Origin of the sequence: Nocardia sp. NRRL WC-3656 (genome assembly GCF_000720265.1) — a bacterium.
In the GTDB taxonomy this organism is placed as follows: Bacteria; Actinomycetota; Actinomycetes; order Mycobacteriales; family Mycobacteriaceae; genus Nocardia; species Nocardia nova.
The window spans coordinates 1-408 of the sequence record NZ_JOJF01000119.1 but is presented as its reverse complement, the minus strand read 5'-3'; the positions used below and the strand labels follow the sequence as shown (position 1 = coordinate 408).

The 408-nt window shown below is 71.3% G+C and carries 1 pseudogene; it reads left to right on the top strand.

The annotated features are described in order from the left end of the window. Positions 1 to 63 precede the first annotated feature (63 nt). A pseudogene (locus IG65_RS0134115) lies at positions 64 to 408 on the top strand (hypothetical protein); the annotation flags it as partial.

Below are 408 nucleotides of genomic sequence, written 5' to 3'. Positions count from 1 at the left end.
TTGGCGGCTTACATCGGGCGCGGTGAATCCCAGTCGAGGCCGCCGCGCGCCGCCTGGGACGGAATGCGGACGGACCGGCGGGCGGGCGTGCGGGCGGTGGCGGTGGCCGGCGAGTTGCCGGACCTGCGAACACTGTGGGCGCGGTGGGCGGTGCTGGCCTCTGCCTTCGTGGCGGCCGGCTCGGAACGGGGGCCACGGATCGGTCCATCCGTGGGCGTCTTCGAAAGTGCGGGACACAGCGGTTCGACGCTGACGCTGCTCCCCGGAGACCGGGCGGTGCTGTCGGGTGGAGTATGGGAGGCCCCCGCATTGGACCTCGCCTACAACGGTGGTGGCGCGATGCCGAATGTGTTTGCGGGAGCACCTGATTGGGTGGCCGACCCGGTGCTCAATCCGCGGGTGATGACC